The 20,374-nt window shown below is 38.2% G+C and carries 13 protein-coding genes; 8 read left to right on the top strand and 5 right to left on the bottom strand.

Annotated features, from left to right (window positions below):
* The first annotated feature begins 71 nt into the window (after positions 1 to 71).
* From QZ265_RS02745 to QZ265_RS02725, 5 genes are all read left to right on the top strand, one after another.
* Positions 72 to 941 carry a methylenetetrahydrofolate reductase gene (locus tag QZ265_RS02745; RefSeq protein WP_296403183.1) on the top strand — a complete coding sequence of 290 codons (870 nt, stop codon included), beginning with the start codon at positions 72 to 74 and terminating at the stop codon, positions 939 to 941.
* 4 nt (positions 942 to 945) lie between these two features.
* Positions 946 to 1,881, top strand: coding sequence for a 16S rRNA (uracil(1498)-N(3))-methyltransferase (locus QZ265_RS02740; RefSeq protein WP_296403168.1), 936 nt, complete (start codon positions 946 to 948; stop codon positions 1,879 to 1,881).
* Positions 1,882 to 2,427: 546 nt separating this feature from the next.
* Positions 2,428 to 4,221: an acyl-CoA dehydrogenase C-terminal domain-containing protein gene (locus tag QZ265_RS02735; RefSeq protein WP_296403167.1), complete on the top strand. Its 1,794-nt coding sequence runs from the start codon at positions 2,428 to 2,430 to the stop codon at positions 4,219 to 4,221.
* Positions 4,222 to 4,372: 151 nt separating this feature from the next.
* The gene (locus tag QZ265_RS02730) at positions 4,373 to 6,157 is read left to right on the top strand and encodes an acyl-CoA dehydrogenase C-terminal domain-containing protein (protein ID WP_296403165.1); all 1,785 of its coding nucleotides are present in this window, start codon (positions 4,373 to 4,375) and stop codon (positions 6,155 to 6,157) included.
* A gap of 217 nt (positions 6,158 to 6,374) precedes the next feature.
* A complete protein-coding gene (locus tag QZ265_RS02725) occupies positions 6,375 to 8,792 on the top strand; it encodes a site-specific recombinase (RefSeq protein ID WP_296403163.1) in 2,418 nt (805 codons plus the stop codon).
* A 96-nt stretch (positions 8,793 to 8,888) separates the two neighbouring features.
* On the opposite strand, the gene QZ265_RS02720 is transcribed toward QZ265_RS02725, so the two are convergent.
* From QZ265_RS02720 to pdxA, 3 genes are all read right to left on the bottom strand, one after another.
* The gene (locus QZ265_RS02720; protein WP_296403161.1) at positions 8,889 to 9,725 is read right to left on the bottom strand and encodes a symmetrical bis(5'-nucleosyl)-tetraphosphatase; all 837 of its coding nucleotides are present in this window, start codon (positions 9,723 to 9,725) and stop codon (positions 8,889 to 8,891) included.
* A gap of 227 nt (positions 9,726 to 9,952) precedes the next feature.
* Entirely contained in the window at positions 9,953 to 10,846 is an 894-nt protein-coding gene (rsmA, locus tag QZ265_RS02715) for a 16S rRNA (adenine(1518)-N(6)/adenine(1519)-N(6))-dimethyltransferase RsmA (RefSeq protein ID WP_296403159.1), read from the bottom strand.
* 83 nt (positions 10,847 to 10,929) lie between these two features.
* A complete protein-coding gene (gene pdxA / locus QZ265_RS02710; protein ID WP_296403158.1) occupies positions 10,930 to 12,141 on the bottom strand; it encodes a 4-hydroxythreonine-4-phosphate dehydrogenase PdxA in 1,212 nt (403 codons plus the stop codon).
* Between the two features lie 504 nt (positions 12,142 to 12,645).
* Here pdxA and dnaB point away from each other — a divergent pair.
* From dnaB to QZ265_RS02695, 3 genes are all read left to right on the top strand, one after another.
* Positions 12,646 to 14,085: a replicative DNA helicase gene (gene dnaB / locus QZ265_RS02705; protein ID WP_296403156.1), complete on the top strand. Its 1,440-nt coding sequence runs from the start codon at positions 12,646 to 12,648 to the stop codon at positions 14,083 to 14,085.
* Between the two features lie 234 nt (positions 14,086 to 14,319).
* Complete coding sequence (locus QZ265_RS02700; protein ID WP_296403154.1) at positions 14,320 to 15,372, top strand: beta-eliminating lyase-related protein; 1,053 nt, start codon at positions 14,320 to 14,322, stop codon at positions 15,370 to 15,372.
* Between the two features lie 333 nt (positions 15,373 to 15,705).
* A complete protein-coding gene (locus tag QZ265_RS02695; RefSeq protein ID WP_296403152.1) occupies positions 15,706 to 16,506 on the top strand; it encodes an enoyl-CoA hydratase-related protein in 801 nt (266 codons plus the stop codon).
* A gap of 250 nt (positions 16,507 to 16,756) precedes the next feature.
* On the opposite strand, the gene QZ265_RS02690 is transcribed toward QZ265_RS02695, so the two are convergent.
* Both QZ265_RS02690 and acnB read right to left on the bottom strand, forming a co-directional pair.
* Positions 16,757 to 17,194 (bottom strand): PACE efflux transporter, encoded by a 438-nt coding sequence (locus QZ265_RS02690; RefSeq protein WP_296403150.1) that lies wholly within the window; start codon positions 17,192 to 17,194, stop codon positions 16,757 to 16,759.
* 236 nt (positions 17,195 to 17,430) lie between these two features.
* Entirely contained in the window at positions 17,431 to 20,034 is a 2,604-nt protein-coding gene (gene acnB, locus QZ265_RS02685; protein ID WP_296403149.1) for a bifunctional aconitate hydratase 2/2-methylisocitrate dehydratase, read from the bottom strand.
* Positions 20,035 to 20,374 lie beyond the last annotated feature (340 nt).

Genomic DNA, 20,374 nt, shown 5'->3' with positions numbered 1-20,374 from the left:
ATACCAAAGGCTGAGAAATTATTATTAATTTCTCAGCCTCTTATTAGGGCAACGAAAATATTCATCAAGGACTGAACATGAACAAACCTAATTTTTCATTTGAGTTTTTCCCCACCAAAACAGATGACGGGGTGACTAAATTAAGTCAAACTTTTGACGCATTAAATGAGTTATCTCCTGCTTTTTTTTCAGTAACTTATGGTGCTGGCGGTACTACCCGTGAACGTACTATTGGCATAGTAGAAACTCTTCAAAAACGTTCTAACACTCCTATTGCACCTCATATCTCATGTATTGGAGATGACAAAGCAGTCATAGCAGAATTATTAGATTATTATAAATCTATTGGTATCAATCGTATCGTCGCTTTACGTGGTGACTTACCGTCAGGTCAGGTCGGCATGGGCGAATTACCTTTTGCTGTGGATTTAGTACATTTTATTCGTGAACACACTGGTGATCATTTTCATATAGAAGTGGCCGCTTATCCAGAGATGCATCCTCAAGCCCGTAGCTTCGATGCCGATATCCAAAACTTAATTAATAAATTTAATGCTGGTGCAAATTCAGCGATTACTCAATTCTTTTATAATGCGGAAAGTTATTTATATCTGCGTGATGCGCTGGAAAAACGTGGTATTGATACCAGTCTAAATCGTTTGGTAGCGGGAATCATGCCGATTATCAATTCTAGTAATTTGATCCGTTTTGCTGATGGCTGTGGCGCTGATATTCCTCGATATATTCGTAGACAATTGTCAGATTATGGCGATGATCGAAAAGCGATACGTGAGTTTGGCTTCGAGGTTGTTCACCGTCTATGCGAAATTCTAATTAATGAAGGCGTGCCTGCCCTTCATTTCTATACCATGAACCGTATTGAACCTAACAAACGCCTGGTTGAATCTTTAGGCCTAACTTCTATCAGTACAAAGGCATAATCGAATGCGCCGTTTTTTTTACAATCTCAACTCACTTCAAACAGTTACTCAATCTGCTACTTTCAATGGTAGTAGTGTTATTGATGGTGAGCGAGCGGCATTAAATAAATTGGCTATAGGTAGCCTGATTACTTTAACTGATGATATCTATTACCATTGGTGCCGAGTCCTACGCGCTAAGGTGGGTGATCAAAGCCAAATCTTTGACGGTTTAGGCGGTCAAACTACTATTGAGCTTGAAGCTATTGACAAAAAGTCTGCTCAAGCACGTTTGTTACACCATGATAATATTGATAATAGCTCAAATTTTTATAGTACTATTGCTATCGTTATGAGTCGTGGCGATAAAATGGACTATGCCATTCAGAAGTCTACCGAATTAGGGGCTACTGCTATTCAACTTCTTACTAGTCAACATGGGGAAGTTAGATTAAAGGCCAATCAGGTTGATAAAAAACTTAACCATTGGCAACAAGTAGCTATATCCGCCTGTGAGCAATGCGGTCTTAACCGCCCGCCTTTGGTTTTATCGCCATTCTCTATCGAAGAGTGGTTCGTGCAATTACAACTGAAACCACAGCTTGACCTACACGATGAGGTTAGCTATATACTTGATGACAGCTACTATCAGAATTATTTAAAACAGGCCCCCCTACCATTAGTTATGGCTGTGCCTAGCCAACAGGAATTGCAAAAGCTTGATATCGATGCATGTATTCATAAGCATTTTAATTTATCCACTCGACAAAACATTACCTCGGAATCAAAACCTAGATTTGATATTCTAATTGGTGCTGAAGGTGGCTTATCTGAATTGGAATATGCTAAAGCTCGTGAGTTAGGCTTCTTGCCTTGGCAGCTTGGCAATCGTGTACTACGAACTGAGACCGCTCCTGTGGTTGCACTCGCTACTCTTAACTATATTGGTAAATTATATTAGTTGATTGGTGAGTTACATGAGCTTAAGTAACTAAGGTTCTACCGACCCACTATCTTAAATTTGTAAGGTTAAGTCAGTTATCAATTCGCATTTGAACTAACCTTTATCAATTAGTAAAAGTCATACTTAATTAGGCTTCATTTAATTATAAAATACTATATAGTTCTTTATCGAACTTAATTTTTTAAATTAAAAAATTTTTTTGTGACCCGTAAGTCTATGCAAGTGCTTGTAAAATAACGGCTTAGCATCTATCTTTTCATATGTAAAATCATTTTATTTTTGATGATTATAATTTAATATTTGTCAGTTATTATAAGTATTTAGCTGTATAAGTATTTAGCTATATTGACTCTATAATATTAATTATCTGATTATCACTTTAAAAATACTACTTCAACTTTCATAAAACTCTATCTGATTTACTGTCACATTATTTGAAGGCTTATAACAAGCAACTAGCTAAATTAAGTCTCTTCTTATAAATAATTTGATCAGTCTATAACCCTAAGTAATAAACAAAAACCATTCTTTAAGGATAGTCTCATGCAATATAAAACCCCGATTCGTGATATGCAATTCGTTTTACATGAGCTTTTAGATAGTAATGCTCATTATAAAAGCATACCTGAATATGCAGAAGTTGAACAAGATATTATCGACAGCTATATTGAAGCAGCTGCAAGCTTTGCAGAAAATGAAATTGCTCCTTTAAATCGTAGTGGAGATGAAGAAGGCTGTACTTTCAATAATGGTGTGGTAACTACACCTAAAGGTTTTAAAGAAGCCTACAAACAATATTGTGAATTAGGATTCCCCGCTTTAGCTGCTGAAGAAGAGTTTGGCGGTCAAGGCATGCCTATGTCAATAAGTAATGTTGTTAATGAGATCATAGGAACGGCAAACTGGTCTTTTTCTATGTATCCAGGTTTATCACATGGCGCGATTGCTACTCTAGAGCATCATGGTACTGATGAGCAAAAAGCGACTTATTTGAAAAAGATGGTTAGTGGCGAATGGTCAGGCACAATGTGCTTAACAGAAGCACACGCCGGTTCAGACTTAGGTATTATTCGTACCAAAGCAGAACCAAAAGGTGATGGCACTTATGCGATTACTGGTCAGAAGATATTTATTTCTGCCGGTGAACACGATATGACAGACAATATTATCCATATCGTATTAGCACGTTTACCAGGTGCTCCAGCAGGTACTAAAGGTATTTCACTTTTTATCGTCCCTAAAGTTAACATTAATGCCGATGGTAGTTTAGGTGAACGCAATCAAGTTACTTGTGGTTCTATCGAACATAAAATGGGTATCAAAGCTTCTGCAACTTGTGTGATGAACTTTGACGGTGCAACCGGTTACCTAATTGGTCCTGAAAACCGTGGTTTAAACTGTATGTTCACTTTTATGAACGTAGCTCGTATTGGTACTGCTGTTCAAGGCTTGACTGCCTCTGAATTAGCCTTCCAAGGGTCACTTGAATATGCTAAAGATCGTTTAGCAATGCGTTCACTTTCAGGGGTTAAAGCGCCTGATAAAGTAGCTGATCCTATCATCGTACACCCTGCAGTTCGTAACATGCTATTAACTCAAAAAGCATTCGCTGAAGGTGGCCGCGCTTTGGTTTACTATTTATCAATGTTTGCAGATACGGTAGCTAAAGGTAGTGGTGAAGATCAAGTATATGCTGATCAAATGCTGTCGCTACTTACCCCTATCGCAAAAGCATTCTTAACTGAGACCGGCTATGAAGCAGCCAACCATGGCGTTCAAGTTTATGGCGGTCACGGCTTTATCCGCGAATGGGGTATGGAACAGAACGTACGTGATACTCGTATCGCCTGCTTATATGAAGGTACTACTGAAATTCAATCTTTAGACCTTCTAGGCCGTAAGGTGTTGGGCTCTCAAGGCAAAATGTTAGCTAACTTTACAAAAGTAATTCATAAGTTCTGCAAAGAGTACGAAAATGATGAGGCTATGAGTGACTTTATTCGTCCTCTAGCTGAATTAAATACTGAGTGGGCTGACGTAACTGCACGCATTGGTATGCAAGCGACTCAGAACCCAGATTCAGTAGGTGCAGCAGCTGTGGACTACATGTACTTCAGTGGTTATGTGACCCTAGCGTACTTATGGGCACGTATGGTTGCTGTTTCGAACAAGGCTATTGCTAGTGGTACCTCTGAAGTAGATTTCTATGATGCAAAAGTTAAAACTGCTCAGTTCTATTTCACTAAACTATTGCCACGTACTCGTACCTACATAGCACGTATTGATACAGGCGCTGAACCTTACATGAGCATGACAGTAGATCAGTTTGCTTTTTAGTAAATAAGGTTAACTTTTAAACGATTAATCTCTTACTTTTAATCTATATATAGTGTATTGAATAAGTGCTAGTCTACTATGTAGTGCTAGCACTAACCTTATTCGAGATTGACAAATTAATAAGCTACTTCCAAAAAATATAGGACTTTGTATGGCTATTTATAATCCACCTTTAGATGAAATGCGTTTCATGTTAAACGACGTTTTTAACGTTGAAAAATTCTGGCAGGCCAACGAAAAATTAGCTCATGTTGACATGGACACCGTAAACATGGTGTTAGAAGAAATGGCGAAACTTTCAAAAAATGTTTTGCTTCCTTTGAACCGTTCAGGTGATGAAGAAGGCGCTCAGTATCAGGGTGATGGTATGGTAACTACCCCTACTGGTTTTAAAGAGGCTTTCAAGCAGTATGCAGAAGCAGGTTGGATTGGTTTAGGTGGTGATCCTGAGTACGGTGGACAAGGTTTTCCAAAAATGGTGACCATGTTGACTGAAGAAATGGTTTTTACATCTAACCAAGCCTTTGCGTTATATCCTAACCTATCTGTTGGTGCTTCATTATGTTTATTGGAAGCTGCTAGCGATGAACAAAAGAAAATGTATTTGGAAAACATTTACTCAGGTCAATGGTCTGGTACCATGTGTCTGACAGAGCCCCATGCAGGTACTGACTTGGGTATTATCAAAACCAAAGCCGTACCAAATGAAGATGGTAGCTATGCTGTTTCAGGTACCAAAATTTTCATCACTGGTGGTGAGCATGATCTAAATGAAAACATCATTCACTTAGTATTGGCAAAAACACCAAATGCACCGGAAGGCTCTAAAGGTATTTCGTTGTTTATTGTTCCTAAGTTTATAGTCAACCCAGATGGTAGTATTGGTGAGCGCAATACGCTGAGTGCAGGTTCAATTGAGCACAAGATGGGTATCAAAGGTTCGGCGACTTGTGTAATGAACTTTGATAGTGCTAAAGGTTGGATGGTAGGTGCTGAAAATACTGGCCTTGCATCAATGTTCGTAATGATGAACTATGAACGTGTAACTATGGGTCTACAAGGCTTAGGCGGCACTGAACTGGCTTATCAGAATGCTGCAGCGTATGCTATTGACCGTACTCAAGGCCGTAGTGATACTCAAATCCAAAGCCCAGAACAGCCTGCTGACCATATCATCCATCATGCAGACGTACGTCGCATGCTATTGAATGCTCGTGTTAATGCAGAAGCATCACGTTGTTTTGCTATGTATGTAGCTAAGCAATTAGATGAGTCAAAATTCAGTGTTGATGCTGAAAATGCTAAAGCTGCTGCAGCCCGTGTTGCACTATTAACGCCAATCGCTAAAGCCTTCTTAACCGATAAAGCTTTAGAGGCTACTGTTGATTGTCAGCAAGTATTTGGTGGTCATGGTTACATTCGTGAATGGGGTATGGAGCAGATTGTACGTGATACTCGCATCTCACAAATCTATGAAGGCGCTAATGGCATTCAAGCTTTAGACTTATTAGGTCGTAAAATAGCTCGTAACCAAGGCAAATACTTAGAGAACTTCTTAACTGAAATTCGCGACTTCATTGGTAATATGAAAGCTGACCATGCCATCAAACAAGCTACTTTAGATGCAGCTGTTACCATTGAAGAATTGACCACAACAGTATTATCAAACATCAGTAACCGTAAGAGTGAAATCAATGGTTGTGCGGTTGATTATCTACACGCTATGGGTTATTTATGCTATGCATTTATGTTTGCTATGATGGTTGAAGCTGCACACGATAAAGAAGGTGAGTTCTATAGCAATAAGCTAAAACTTGCTAATTACTTCGTAGGTCGAATCCTACCTCGTATCAAGGCTCATACTGAAATGGTTAAAGCCGGCAGCGATCCAATTATGGAATTTGACTTAGACTATTTTGAACAAAATATTACCTAATGAAAATTTATAATTAAGTATTATAAACAGTCTAAAATATGTAAATAAAAAGACAGCTTTAGGCTGTCTTTTTTACTATTTAACTGTTAATAACCCTTATAAATCAACTATATATTATTTTTATCTTGTTATTAACTTTAAAAAAGCTATTAAAATGATTGAAAAAAATTATGCTTTAAGCTACCTTCTCATTATCAGAACGAATAAGGGTAATTAAGTGGCAGAATTACAAGATATATTGCATAAAATAAATGCACTGTGCGACAGCCCTGAGCCATATGTGCTCAAAAAATTAATTAATACTTTGAGAGTATCAGAGTCTGAATATAAAACAAATCCCGAACTGCCTAATCAAAAGATTCGAGCTTTAAATGATCTTTTGCGTAAACATCCTGAGTATGCTAATGGGTTAGCTATATTTATGCTAACCCTATTAAACCAATATCATACAATGTCACTTTATATTGATACAGGTATTTTGTCGGATGAAACGTTTACCACGAGCTTAAATCGCTTGATTGGACATCGCTTTGTTCCTTTATTACCTGAGGACGATTCTATTGTTGAGTTGGTCGCTTATTTATTTGGTGGAAAAAATGATGAGCGTTGGTTAGCCTCAATTGATACTGCATTATGGGATGATTTAATCGAACTTATTAAGGTAGATAAGTCTCACTCTAATTTAATTGCTACTGCTAAAAACAATATTCTTAATGCTTTAGTCATTCTTTCTTATCGAGTTAGTGGTATTGGTCTTCATCCAGATTTGATGAAGGCCTATCCGCAGATGCTAGATTACTCAGCATCTTTTGTTGCTCAAAACCAAGAGGCGGTTCTATTTGCCAGTGATTACCGAGAGGCTCATCGGTTAGATGATTATCAAGACTTGACCCCTAGGTCTGAAACCGATAATTCTCCTTTGATAGTGATGCTTGATCAGTGCGATAATATCGTCAGTACAGTACGAAAACGTATTTATAAAACCGGTATTTCAATTCGACTGACCAATATGCTACAGCGCCTTGAGCAAAGCTTAGATCGCATTTATATCTTAAGCGAACTATTGTCAAATAATGAGAAAAAACGCGATAAGGCCATTGTCGAGTTAACACAATCCATTATTGTCAGTGTTAAACGACGATATAGTATGCGCTACCTAATTGATAACAATACTAAGCTGTTATCTCGAAAAATCACTGAAAATTCAGGGCGAGTTGGTGAGCATTATATTAGTACGGACAAATCCGGCTATATAAAGATGTTCAAAATGGCGGCTGTGGGTGGGTTTATTATTGCCTTTATGGCCACGACTAAAATCCTATCTTATGATTTAGATTTAGCCCCAATGGGGCGCGCTTTTGTCAATAGTATGATTTATGGTCTAGGCTTCGTATTTATACATATAATTCATGGTACTGTGGCTACAAAACAGCCGGCGATGACAGCGGCAGCTCTTGCTTCTACTATTTCAGAGAGCTCCGGTAAAAAATCACATCAGCTGGCTAAGCTATCTGAGCTTATGGTAGATATTATACGGACTCAGTTTATTGCAATTGTAGGTAACGTTATGATTGCTATGCCACTGGCTTTAATCATATCTTTAGTCTGGCTACAGGTTAGTGGCAAACCTATGATAGATGTTGAAAAAGCTGAACATTTATTACATGACCTTGACCCTTTCCATTCATTGGCTATATTCCATGCAGCCATTGCCGGTGTGTATTTATTTTTATCAGGTCTTATTGCAGGCTACTACGATAACTTAGCATTATTTAATAAAATAGGCGAGCGTATTGGACGCCATAAATTTTTATTAAGATTCATATCACAGCCAAAGTTACAACGTTTCGGTATCTTTGTTGAAAACAACTTAGGTGCCATTATGGGTAACTTCTTGTTTGGTGTCTTCTTAGGTAGTACCGCAACTATAGGCTTTATTTTTGGTCTACCCCTTGATATCCGACATATTGCTTTTGCTTCTGCCAACTTCTCGCACGGTATTTTTAATATTGCAGCTGGTGACTTTAGTTTAGGCCTAGTTATGCTCTCAATTTTGGGTGTGGTGCTCATTGGTACGGTTAACTTATTGGTAAGCTTTTCTCTAGCAATGATTGTTGCTTTACGTTCTAAAAGCGTTAAGGTTATTGAATGGAAGACTATCAGTCGATTGTTGTTTACCCATTTAATTACTCAGCCAAGGGACTTTTTCTTACCACGGCCTGAGCCTATGAAATATGCAAAAATTGACAGCCAAGGCTATATGATACATGATGATGCTGCAAAATCTCAGAAAAATAAGTTGTTCCCCAAACACTTTGCTGTACGTAGATTATCAAGTGTCAGAGTGCTTCCAGAGGGCGTTTCAATCGATACCAAACGTATCAATGAGATGAATCAAAAGAATGATTTTCACAATAAATTAAATGGCGATCAACCACCTGTAGCTACGGAGAAAAAGATAGTAAACTTAGATGATCAGGAATTTGCATTAATTGACCCAGATGTCATTGAAGTCACTGAAGTGAACCTACCGTCTCCAGAGCTAACTACAGAAGATAAGGCACTTAAAGATAAAACTATAAATGCAAAAACACCTTTGCCAAAACCAAAGAACCCTCCTAAATTACCGGAGTAACTTTATCAAATGGTTTAATCATATTACTAAAAATAATAAAAAAATACGGGTCATTAAATGGCCCGTACTTTTATTGTTAACTTACTAACTACAGTTTTAAACACTTGGGCAGTTGTCTGAGGTTGTAAATATTTTACCATCTTCAAGTCTATAAGCCACAAGGCAGTTGCCCCAAACACAGCCACCGTCTAATGCTCTAGCACTGGGTAAATCTATATCTGCTTTTAATGCCGCCCAATGTCCGAATAATATTTTTCGGCTACGAGGTACTTGCCATTCAAACCAAGGACGGAAGGACTCAGGCATCTCATCGGTAAGACTCGATTTAAAGCTAAATTCTAACGATCCATCTTGCTTACACAGGCGCATTCGAGTGAAATAATTGGTAATAGCACGAATTCTGGTAAATCCATTTAAATCGTCTGACCAAGCATCGGCATCTCCATTATAAAGATGTGGCAAGACCCTATCTAATTGAAATAGACTGCTTGAAAGTTGCACTTCAACTTCGTGAGCATATTTTTTAGCCTCTTTAATCTTCCAATGCGGAGGGATACCAGCATGGACCATAACGGTATGTTCATTGGGAAGTACCATTAATGGCTGACGTCTAAGCCAATTAAGTAGCTTATCGCAATCAGGCGCTTCGAGAATCGCTTCGGTTTGGTCTTTCTTTTTTAGAGGCGCAAAACCTCTCCATACTGCAATTAAATTAATATCATGATTACCAAGTACAGTGGTTGCAGCACCTTGTTCACATAAATCTTTTACATGACGTAGGGTGGATAAAGAATCCTCTCCTCTAGCCACTATATCACCCACAAACCACAGTTTATCTTGAGTAGGATCGAACTCTATGACTTTAAGAAGGTCTAAATAAGCAGCATAACATCCTTGTAAATCTCCAATAACATACTCTGCTCGGTATTTCATATAGTCCACTCATTCATATAGTTAGTATTTGCTAATTTAATAATTTCAATCCAAACATTTTTAGCTGCTTAACCACTTAATCACTTAATTAAATAATTAATCAATCAAATAACCACTCGTTCATTCGCTAACCCATCTCATTCGCTAACCCATTTAATTCGCCAAACCATATAGTCACTTCCTTATAATCAAGTTAGCTCTATGAACTAATATTTAATAAGTTTGATTTATTCGCTATTGTCTTTAAGTTGTTTACTATTGACTAAGTTACTTAATACCACAAAATCTTGAACATCTAAAGTCTCAGGACGAGCATTGCTTTCAATGGCGATTGAAACAAAGTCTTCATCTGTTAACGTTGGCATTAATGAAGACTGCTTGAAGATGGCACGTAATGTCTTACGGCGATGGTTAAACGTTTCACGGACCACTAAGGCAAATAGCTTTTCGTCATCGGCCTGTACCGGTTTAGTTAGATGTGGTCGTAATCGAAACACAGCACTAGTTACCTTGGGCGGCGGATTAAATGCGCCTCTTGGCACTGTTAGCAAGTATTGAGTTTCGCAATGATACTGCATAATAACGGACAAACGGCCATATATCTTGCTGCCCACATCTGCGGTAATACGCTCAACCACTTCTTTTTGCAACATAAAGTGCATGTCTTCAATAATATCTGAATATTCTAATAAGGTGAATAACAAGGGTGTTGATATGTTATAAGGCAAGTTACCCACAATACGAAGCTTTTTGGATTGAACCCCATCACTTTTATCATACAATGTTGAATAATCAAATTGCATGGCGTTGGCCGTAATGATTTCGAAATTAGTATGGCTATTGGCACCGATACGAATACGTAAGCTACTTGCTAGATCACGGTCGAGCTCAATTACTGTCATGGCATCAACTTGCTGAAGTAAGGGCTCAGTTAATGCGCCCATTCCAGGGCCAATTTCGACCAAGTTATCATCACGATTTAAATCAATAGAGTCTACAATTTGGCTAATGATACTGTCATCGTGCAGAAAGTTTTGACCAAACCTTTTTCGAGGCTGATGCTTAGTCGCCCTTTGCAAAGTACCATGTAAGGGGTGTTTTGTAGCGTCTGAATTTGTCATATGTCGTTAAATATCAATTATAAAAGAGGTTTAGTTTAGCATAATTCAAGTAAGTACTTGGTTCTGAAACTTTGGAATTTATCTTATCCAAGAGCTCTTTTAGATTTGGCCATATCGTTTGCCATCTTTAAAGCTTGCCATAGACTACCACTGCTCGCTTGTACCGCCACAGATTCAGTAACCACATTTCTACTATTGCTATTACCTGCTAAGTCTAAGGCAGTACCATGATCAACAGAGGTGCGAATATATGGCAGTCCTAGCGTTAAGTTAACCGTATCTCCAAAGCCATGAGATTTTAACACAGGCAATCCCTGATCATGATACATGGCAATAACCGCATCGCAATATTGCAGATGTCTTTGAGTAAATAAGGTATCCGCTGGCATGGCAGAAGATATATCAATGCCTTGATCTTGAAATTCATTTAACACAGGATTAATTATTTCAATTTCTTCACGGCCCAGATGGCCATCCTCGCCAGCATGTGGATTAAGACCACAAACCAAAACCTTTGGTTTCATTAATCCAAACTTTTGTCGTAGGTCATCTAATACAATTTTTACCGTTTGACGCACATTATCTTTAGTAACTGCCTCTGCTACTTCTCGTAACGGCAGATGAATAGTAACCAGTGCCACCTTCATTGCCTTATTGGCTAGCATCATCACCACTTTATCACAGCCACTTTTTTGCATAAAGAATTCTGTATGACCAGTGAACATTGAGCCATCTTCTAATGTGATGCCCGCCTCAATTAAGACTGACTTTTGCAAAGGCCCAGTAACGATAGCAGATGCCATTCCTAATTCAGCAAGCTTATGAGCTACTTCTAATTGTGTAATAACCATGTCTGCATTGGCCACTTTTAGCTCACCAGCTTTAACTGGCTTAGCACAATGAACGTTTATTAAATAAAAGCTTGGTTTTTTAGAAGGCTTTACTATACCTTTATCAAGCTGCGATATTTTACTATCTATAAAATCCTCAGAACTAGTAATTGAACTTTGAACTTCGTCTGAATCCGCGATGAACTGCCATAATTCGGGAATCAAATGATCCTCACTTGAGCCATACACTTGTTGAAATCGCTGCTTTAAAGCAGCTTCATTGGCCAACACCACTACAGGAAAGTCAAGATGGGCAAGTTGACCAGCAACCGCCAATTGCAAAAGTATATCCATACCAATGCCTGCTGGCTCTCCCGTGGTTACAACCAATGGTTTTATGGGAGCATTATCAATATTTGAGTGGGTTGTTTTTCCCACAACTGGCTCATTATTTTGATTGCTCATTTTTTATCCCTTATCGTTGGTTTTTATAGTTAGTTTTTATCGTAGGTTTTTATAGCTGGTAGTTTAAATCATAAGATGAGATGATAACTATTTTTTAATTTATTGGGTATGCAGCAAACATATTATCATGTGAATTTTAGTCTTTACTAGGTGTCAATGTGCTAAACTTTAGTCACATTATCTTGACTCTAAATTTTTAAATATACGAAACAGTTTAAAGTGCCTAAAAGTTTTCAATCCTACAAAAATGCTCCATTTTTAATTCATAGTAGTGTGTTTTATTGGCTTATATACCTATTTAAGCCAAACTTACAACATTTTGAACAAAGACAACATACGACTTATTGGCTAGATAATTATTCATTTGATACTCCCTAAACTAACTATATATTAATTAATTTAAGTGTCTTTTATAGTGGCATCATAAATATTAACACTCTATTTTCAGCTAGTTTGTTTGCTGAGCCTTTTACATCATCGTACTTTGACAATGACAATAGAATTATGGCCGAAAGTAAAAAGAAAACCGAAAAGAATGACAACAATGATGTTGGTTTAAGCGACTTACTAAGTCAACAGCCTCCTCACAACGTTGATATCGAAAAAGCTTTGTTGGCTACCTTAATGAGTATTGAGGAATCCTTCGATAGGATATCTGATATAGTGACAAGAGATGATTTCTATGCAGGTCGACATCAGCATATATTTGCTGCTATCTCTCATTTAGCATCGCTAGGTGAGCCTTATGATACAGTTTTGGTACATGACTGGCTCAGCGCACAAAAGCTACTTAAGCAAGCTGGAGGTGAGAGTTATTTAGCAGATATTGTTACCCAAAGCCCTAGCACTATGTTTAATATCGTCTCATATGCTGAGCGTGTTCGCGAGCTATCTACCTTACGACAACTTATTACTACCGGTAATGAGATGCTTGCATTAGCCTACGATCCAAGGGAACGTGGCGTAAGTGATATTCTTGATACAGTTGAGTCCAAAATTTTTGCCATTAATGAGCAACATAACAAGCGTGCTAAACAAAGAGGTCCAGTTGAAGTTGGGTCTGTATTGGTTAACGTTATCGACCAAATGGACGAGCTAAAAAATAATCCTGATGGCATGATAGGATTAAGAACACCTTTTACTGAGTTAAATAATAAAACCCAAGGCTTGCAACGTGGTGATTTGGTAATTGTCGCTGCTCGTCCGTCTATGGGTAAAACTACTTTTGCTATGAATTTAGCTGAAGGAGTTTTATTCCGAGAAAATCTACCAGTAGTGGTCTTCTCAATGGAGATGCCTGCTGAGTCTATTGTGATGCGTTTGCTGTCTTCTTGGGGACAGATTAACCAAACTAGTTTGCGTTCTGCTCAAATGAATGAAGATGAGTGGGCTCGTATGATGAATGCTATCTCGCATTTGCAAGACAAACATCTTTATATTGATGACAGTACCGCTCTTCCCCCTTCAGAAGTACGCTCGCGCTGCCGCCGTATTGCCAAAAATCATAATGGTCAAATGGGTATGGTGATAGTTGATTATCTACAACTTATGAAAGTACCTAGTTTAAAGGGTAATCGTGTTGAAGAGATTTCCGAGATTTCTAGAAGCTTAAAAGCTTTGGCACGTGAGCTAAATTGTCCTGTAATAGCTCTATCACAGTTGAACCGAAGTTTAGAGAACCGTCCAAATAAACGCCCCATCATGTCTGACTTACGTGAGTCTGGTGCTATTGAGCAGGATGCCGATTTGATCACTTTTATCTATCGTGATGAGGTCTATAATGAAAACTCCGATCTTAAAGGGGTTGCCGAAATCATTATTGGTAAACAGCGTAATGGCCCTATTGGAACAGTGCGACTAGCATTTGAGGGCCAATATACTCGCTTTATTAACTTAACGCCTGATCATTATATGTCAGATGCAAGCTTTGAGAATGATGAATAGTCTCAAGGTATTCGGATATAGTGTAAATATCTCATCATTAGATATGAGCTAGATTTAAATTATAGAAGAATTAGAGATGTTTTAATTTAGTTTCATTTATCTTATTGAATGTTCTTAAATGTTCTTAAAAAGCCTTCTGAATTTTAATTTTGGTAGCTCATTTTTTCTGATTCATACTGACACTGACCTAACCCCTATTTTCTTTCCACCTCAATGAGAGATTATAAAAAATTTATGTTTCATTTTTTAAACGACTATAGCGAGAGTGCCCACCCTGATATCATCACTGCCATGCAAAATGCCCATTTAAAACAACATATAGGCTATGGCTTTGATGAGTATTCAGATCGGGTACGACAGCGAATAAAATCACAGTTAAACAATAAAGATATTGCTATTCACTTTGGAATCACTGGAACACAAGCCAACTTAGTTTGTATTGACGCTATGTTGTCGCCTATCGATGGTATTGTGGCTTGTGATACGGGTCATATTGCAGTCAATGAAGCTGGCGCTATTGAGGCCACAGGTCATAAGGTGATTTTAGCCGAGTCCACGCAAGGCAAACTTACGATTGAAGCGTTAAAAAAAGTGAAGCTGCGTCATAGTTTCGCCCCTCATGTGGTGAGAGCAAAAGCAGTCTATATTTCTAATACTACTGAGCTTGGAACGGTCTACACTTATAATGAACTAAAAGCTTTATCAGACTATTGTCGTAGCAATGATATGTACCTGTTTATGGACGGTGCTAGATTGGGTGCCGCAATTGCGCATACTTATAGTGACCCCAATGAGCGTACTTTGACCATTGCCGATTTTGCAGAACTGACTGATATATTTTGGTTTGGTGGTACAAAAATGGGGGCAATGTTTGGTGAAATCTTATTCATTCCTAACCAAAAAATCGCTACTGATTTTAATATTTACCTAAAGCGTCATGGCGGATTAATGGCAAAAGGCTTTCTATTGGGTCTACAGTTCGAAGTATTGTTAAAAGATGACAAGTATTTAGAACTTTGCCTACATGCCAACGCTATGGCAAAAAAACTCTCTGATGGCCTAGAGCATTATGGTATAAAGCTTTTTGTACCTACCCAGAGCAATCAAGTATTTGCTACCCTACCTCATGACATTATCAATCATATGAAAACTGAATTTGATTTTTATGAATGGGAGCAAGTAGATGACAATAACACTATATGCCGTTTGGTAACTTCTTGGGCAACCCCAGAAAAGCAAGTGGATCGGTTTATAGCTAAGTTAAACGAGTATGTTATTAACGTTTAAATCCATGATTCTTTAAAATAATTATTTTTTTATCGGTACAAATAAAAGAGTATAACTAACAAGCTGTCTATAAATTATATTTTTATTGATCTTAGGGCATGTCCCTATTTGCAAATTAAATAAGTTATGGTCTAAAAATGGCTATATTTTCGCCAAACTGTGTCTAATTTCTAGCTAATATGCCTATATTATCTTCGAAATTATTCGTGTTTGACAAAAATCTATCTCATTTTTAGCCTCATAATCCAAATAGGGACACGCCCTAAAAACAGTTCACCGCTAGTAAACGCTACTTGGATCCCAACTTTATTTGAATTTATTAGGATATCACCTATGACCCAGTCTCAAGATATTGTAATTTATAACGTTAATAACCATATTGCTACCATTACCCTAAATGAGCCTAAAAGTTTAAATGCTTTTAGCACGCCTATGAAATCTGCGTTTATCAGCGCCCTACAAAATGCCGAAACCGATGACAATGTTCGGGTTATCGTATTACAGGGTGCAGGTGGGAATTTTTCTAGTGGTGGAGACATTCAAGAGATGTTATCTGAAGGTCTTGATCGTGAAGTTCTATCAGAGAAGCTAAAAAATATGGTTACTGGGGCCGGTGAGATCAGCATACTCTTACGCAAGATTCATAAGCCAATTATTGCCAAACTTGAAGGTGCGGTGGCAGGTGCCGGCATGAACTTGGCATTGACATGTGACTTTCGCATCACAGCTGACAATGCAAAATTTGTTCAGGCATTCGTTCATATTGGTCTTGTGCCAGATGCTGGTGGTATTTATTTACTCAATGAGTTTGTTGGCCCTGCAAAAACCACTGAATTGGTAATGCTAGGCGATAAGATTACAGCGCAAGATATGGCAGATTTAAACCTTGTCAATAAGGTGGTGAGCTTAGATGAGCTAGATAGTGCAGTTATGGAACTTGCCAATCGTTTAAGTCAGCTCCCTGTCACTGCATTAGAAACCATGAAGCATCTAATTAATACCCATTCATATATGGGACTTAACGAAGCTTTAGATATGGAAGTACTGCAACAAGCAAGACTGGCTAAAACGGACAATTTTATTGAAGGGGTTACTGCCTTTATTGAAAAGCGTAAGCCTATCTATAATAAATAGCTCTAAAACAATATAAGCAGCTTTTAAGCAGTTGTATTAGGGCGTGTCTCTATTTGGATTATGAGGCTAAAAATGAGATAGGTTTTTGTCAAACACGAATAATTTTGAAGATAATATAGGCATATTAGCTAGAAATTAGACACAGTTTGGCGAAAATATAGCCATTTTTAGACCATAACTTATTTAATTTGCAAATAGGGACATGCCCTAAGCTGATGTAAAAAAAAAGGGCTAGCATTCGGTAGCTCTTTTATTTTTTTGATGAGTTTAAATTGGGCAAAGTAAAAATCTTATCGAATATCAAAGTAAATATAAAAGTATAGGCCAAAAAAAATAGCAATAACGCCAATTCCATGGTAAATGCTTTAAAAAGTCCTACTTTGTACCAAAGCATATATATCGGTAAGCATATTAATACCAACCCACCTTCAAATCCAACCGCATGCAGGCTACGGATAAATAGAGTACGTTTATTGACTTGAAGCTTTTTTTCCCACGCCTCAAACATAGTATTATAAATAAAGTTCCATATTATCGCTGCGAAGGACACCATAGTTGCTACGGGAAATGATTCAGAAACGTTGCTTCCACTTAACATCATTAGCACAAAGGTGGAGCAAATTATGGCAATAAACTCAAATACAATCACATATAACAAACGACGACTAAGCGGTGATAGCGTAATCAACTCCAACTCCAAAACCAGCAATTATGAATACTTAAAGTATTGGTCCACCCTAGAATATTAGAGATTAATTCATACAAGAACAAGTTTTTCGCCTGATTTAATCATTATTCTTAATTAAATATCTAGTTTATTATTTGATTTAGTAATTAATTTAGTATGAAAATATCTACCAAAAAAAACCCCCATATCCGAAGATACAGGGGCTATCTAGCTTTCTAAAATCCTAGAGCATCAACTTACGATAGTTGCGCCACATTAATTTTATCAGCTTCTTCAGAATAAGTTTCCATCTTATCGAAGTTCATATAACGATATACTTCAGAACCCATGCTATTAAGCATGCCAGCATATTGTTGATATTCTTCGTTAGTAGGAAGCTTACCAAGTACCGCAGCAACCGAAGCCAATTCAGCAGAGGCTAAGTATACGTTAGCACCTTGTCCTAGACGGTTCGGGAAGTTACGGGTTGAGGTAGATACGGCAGTAGAGCCAGGAGCAATACGTGCTTGGTTACCCATACATAATGAACAGCCTGGCATTTCGGTACGTGCGCCTGCTTGTGCATATACGTTATAATACCCTTCTTCCATTAACTGACGAGCATCCATTTTAGTAGGTGGTGCAATCCATAAACGAGTCGTTAAACTACCAGCTGGAACTTCCTGAAGTAATTTACCTGCAGCACGGAAATGACCAATGTTGGTCATGCACGAACCAATGAATACTTCATCAATTTTAGCGCCAGCGACATCAGATAATGTTTTTGCATCATCTGGATCGTTTGGACAGCAAAGCACAGGCTCTTTAATTTGGCTCATGTCGATAGTGATATCGATTGCATATTCAGCATCAGCGTCAGCACGCATTAAGCTTGGGTTTTTGAGCCACTCTTGCATTGCTTCAATACGACGGCTTAACGTACGAGCATCGCCATAGCCTTCAGCAATCATCCACTTAAGTAGTGTAATGTTTGAGTTTAAGTACTCTGTTACCGACTCTTCAGATAAGGTAATAGTACAGCCTGCTGCACTACGCTCAGCAGAAGCATCTGATAATTCAAAGGCTTGCTCAACCGTTAAGTCTTCTAGACCTTCAATCTCAAGGATACGGCCGTTAAACTCATTGATTTTGCCTTTCTTATCAACAGTCAAGTAACCTTCTTTGATCGCTTGTAAAGGAATCGCATGTACTAGGTCGCGTAGGGTAATACCTTCTTGACGCTCACCAACGAATCGAACACGTACTGATTCAGGCATATCAAGTGGCATAACACCAGTAGCAGCAGCAAAAGCCACAAGACCAGAACCGGCTGGGAATGAGATACCCATTGGGAAACGTGTGTGCGAGTCGCCACCTGTACCAACGGTATCAGGAAGCAGCATACGGTTTAACCATGAGTGGATAATACCATCACCTGGGCGTAAGCTTACACCGCCACGGTTCATGATGAAGTCAGGTAAAGTGTGCTGAGTTTCAACGTCAACTGGCTTTGGATAAGCTGCAGTGTGACAAAAAGACTGCATAACTAGATCGGCTTGGAAACCAAGACAAGCTAAGTCTTTTAACTCATCACGGGTCATAGGACCAGTAGTATCTTGAGACCCTACAGTAGTCATCTTAGGCTCACAGTACATACCTGGGCGTACACCTTCCATACCACAAGCTTTACCAACCATTTTTTGAGCTAAGGTATAACCTTTGTTAGAAGAAGCAGGTTGCTCTGGTTTAGCAAATACTTCTGAATGTTGCAGACCTAAGTAGTTACGAGCACGGTTAGTCAAAGCACGACCTACGATCAATGGGATACGACCGCCAGCACGAACTTCATCAAGTAAAGTATTAGAATTCAACTTAAAGGTAGATAATACTTCATCAGAATCATGTTTTGTGATTCTACCTTCATACGGATAAACATCAAATATATCACCCATTTCGATGTTATCTACTTTTACGTTTTCAATAGGTAACGCACCTGAATCTTCCATGGTGTTATAGAAGATAGGAGCAATTTTGCCACCTAATACTAAACCACCACCACGCTTGTTTGGCACGTTAGGAATATCATCGCCCATTAACCAAAGTACAGAGTTAGTGGCTGATTTACGGCTTGAACCTGTACCTACTACATCACCAACATAAGCTAAAGGGAAACCTTTTTCTTTTAAAGTTTCGATTTGCTTCATAGGACCACGAACGCCCTCTTCATCAGCAATAATGCCGTCACGAGAGTTTTTGTGCATGGCTAGAGAATGTAATGGGATATCGGGACGACTCCATGCATCTTGAGCTGGAGATAAATCATCGGTATTTGTTTCACCAGTGACTTTAAATGCGGTATATGTAGATTTTTGTGGTACTTCTGGACGGTTTAGAAACCATTCAGCATCTGCCCATGACTGGACGACTTCTTTAGCTTTAGCATTACCTGCTTCCGCTTTTTCAGTAACGTCATTGAATGCATCAAATACTAGTAGCGTTTTCTTTAGAGCTTCTGCAGCATTCTCTGCTACTTCGGCATTATCCAAAGCTTCGACTAAAGGTAATACGTTATAACCACCTTGCATAGTACCTAAGATATCGACAGCTTTTTTCTTATCAATTAGTGGTGAAACTGCTTCACCTTTTACAATAGCTGCTAAGAAAGCTGCTTTAACGTAAGCCGCTTGGTCAACACCTGATGGTACACGGTTAACCAATAAATCCATTAAGAATTCTTCTTCACCCGCTGGTGGGTTTTTTAATAATTCTACTAAATCGGCAGTCTGGTGCTCAGATAGTGGTAATGCTACGATACCAAGTTGGGCACGTTCTTCTAGATGTTTACGATATGCGTCTAACACAATAAGCGTCCTCTTTCATTATTTTACGAAGGCTCGGTAGCTGCCACAGGAATTTAACGTTTTAGTATATGATTAACGTTTTAGTCTATGATAATAACTGTAGATTTATTTGTGGGGGCTGCCTATGCCTTGCAGGTGGGTTTAACTCTCGCCACTAATATAGCCTAAAACGTATAAAAAGTTAATCACCAAACTGTAAACCCTATACTTTTTAAGGCCATATCCACCATTTATTTTAGAAATATATAGTATTGATAATTAATATTTTGCGGAATTTAATTGATTTAATAATTAACGGTTAGACGTTATTCCAAAAGCTTTATAATCTAATAGATGCTTA

Origin of the sequence: Psychrobacter sp. (genome assembly GCF_018260395.1) — a bacterium.
Lineage (GTDB): Bacteria > Pseudomonadota > Gammaproteobacteria > Pseudomonadales > Moraxellaceae > Psychrobacter.
The sequence above is the reverse complement of the archived record's forward strand: the minus strand, read 5'-3'. Positions and strand labels throughout refer to the sequence as shown.

Excerpts from the sequence above, each read along its gene's own strand:
- QZ265_RS02740 (WP_296403168.1), top strand. The coding sequence starts at position 946 with ATGCGCCGTTTTTTTTACAATCTCAACTCACTTCAAACAGTTACTCAA.
- QZ265_RS02735 (WP_296403167.1), top strand. The coding sequence starts at position 2,428 with ATGCAATATAAAACCCCGATTCGTGATATGCAATTCGTTTTACATGAG.
- QZ265_RS02730 (WP_296403165.1), top strand. The coding sequence starts at position 4,373 with ATGGCTATTTATAATCCACCTTTAGATGAAATGCGTTTCATGTTAAAC.
- QZ265_RS02720 (WP_296403161.1), bottom strand. The coding sequence starts at position 9,725 with ATGAAATACCGAGCAGAGTATGTTATTGGAGATTTACAAGGATGTTAT.
- rsmA (WP_296403159.1), bottom strand. The coding sequence starts at position 10,846 with ATGACAAATTCAGACGCTACAAAACACCCCTTACATGGTACTTTGCAA.
- pdxA (WP_296403158.1), bottom strand. The coding sequence starts at position 12,141 with ATGAGCAATCAAAATAATGAGCCAGTTGTGGGAAAAACAACCCACTCA.
- dnaB (WP_296403156.1), top strand. The coding sequence starts at position 12,646 with ATGGCCGAAAGTAAAAAGAAAACCGAAAAGAATGACAACAATGATGTT.
- QZ265_RS02700 (WP_296403154.1), top strand. The coding sequence starts at position 14,320 with ATGTTTCATTTTTTAAACGACTATAGCGAGAGTGCCCACCCTGATATC.
- QZ265_RS02695 (WP_296403152.1), top strand. The coding sequence starts at position 15,706 with ATGACCCAGTCTCAAGATATTGTAATTTATAACGTTAATAACCATATT.